Here is a 1,393-nt window from a genome sequence, read left to right as displayed (position 1 = left end):
CAGTGAGTGAATCTGTATCTGAGTCAGTAAGCGAATCAGTTTCAGAATCCGTATCAGAGTCCGTGTCTGAGTCAGTAAGTGAATCTGTATCTGAGTCTGTATCCGAGTCAGTGAGTGAATCTGTATCAGAATCCGTATCAGAGTCCGTATCAGAATCAGTAAGTGAATCTGTATCTGAGTCAGTGAGCGAATCCGTATCAGAGTCAGTATCAGAATCAGTAAGTGAATCCGTATCTGAGTCTGTATCAGAGTCAGTGAGCGAATCAGTTTCAGAATCCGTATCAGAATCAGTAAGTGAATCCGTATCAGAGTCAGTATCAGAATCAGTAAGCGAATCAGTTTCAGAATCCGTATCAGAGTCAGTAAGCGAGTCCGTATCAGAATCAGTAAGTGAATCTGTATCTGAGTCAGTGAGCGAATCAGTATCTGAGTCTGTATCAGAGTCAGTAAGTGAATCCGTATCTGAGTCAGTGAGCGAATCTGTATCTGAGTCTGTATCTGAGTCAGTAAGCGAATCTGTATCTGAGTCAGTAAGCGAATCAGTTTCAGAATCCGTATCAGAGTCAGTAAGTGAATCCGTATCTGAGTCAGTAAGCGAATCAGTTTCAGAATCCGTGTCTGAGTCAGTATCTGAGTCAGTGTCTGAATCAGTAAGTGAATCCGTATCTGAGTCTGTATCAGAGTCAGTGAGCGAATCAGTTTCAGAATCCGTATCAGAATCAGTAAGTGAATCCGTATCTGAGTCAGTGTCTGAATCAGTAAGTGAGTCTGTATCTGAATCAGTGAGCGAATCTGTATCAGAATCCGTGTCTGAGTCAGTATCAGAATCAGTAAGCGAGTCAGTGTCTGAATCAGTAAGTGAATCCGTATCTGAGTCAGTATCTGAATCAGTAAGCGAGTCCGTGTCTGAGTCAGTAAGTGAATCTGTATCTGAGTCTGTATCTGAGTCAGTAAGCGAATCAGTTTCAGAATCAGTATCTGAGTCAGTGTCTGAGTCAGTAAGCGAATCAGTATCTGAGTCCGTATCAGAGTCCGTATCAGAATCAGTAAGTGAATCTGTATCTGAGTCAGTAAGTGAGTCCGTATCAGAATCAGTATCAGAGTCTGTATCTGAGTCAGTAAGTGAATCTGTATCTGAATCCGTATCAGAATCAGTAAGTGAATCCGTATCAGAGTCTGTATCTGAATCAGTAAGTGAATCTGTATCAGAGTCAGTAAGCGAATCTGTATCTGAGTCTGTATCAGAATCAGTAAGCGAGTCCGTGTCTGAATCAGTAAGTGAATCTGTATCTGAGTCAGTAAGCGAATCAGTTTCAGAATCCGTATCAGAGTCCGTGTCTGAGTCAGTAAGCGAATCTGTATCAGAGTCTGTATCAGAGTCTGTATCAGAGTC

The 1,393-nt window shown here is 42.0% G+C and carries 1 protein-coding gene; it reads left to right on the top strand.

Annotation, left to right across the window (positions count from 1 at the left end):
- Positions 1 to 1,393 (top strand): hypothetical protein (locus ACGHCK_RS11420; RefSeq protein WP_394304581.1); only part of this gene is annotated, 1,393 nt, incomplete at both ends.

It is taken from the genome of Lactococcus muris, assembly GCF_042849115.1.
GTDB classification, from domain to species: Bacteria; Bacillota; Bacilli; order Lactobacillales; family Streptococcaceae; genus Lactococcus; species Lactococcus muris.
The sequence above is the reverse complement of the archived record's forward strand: the minus strand, read 5'-3'. Positions and strand labels throughout refer to the sequence as shown.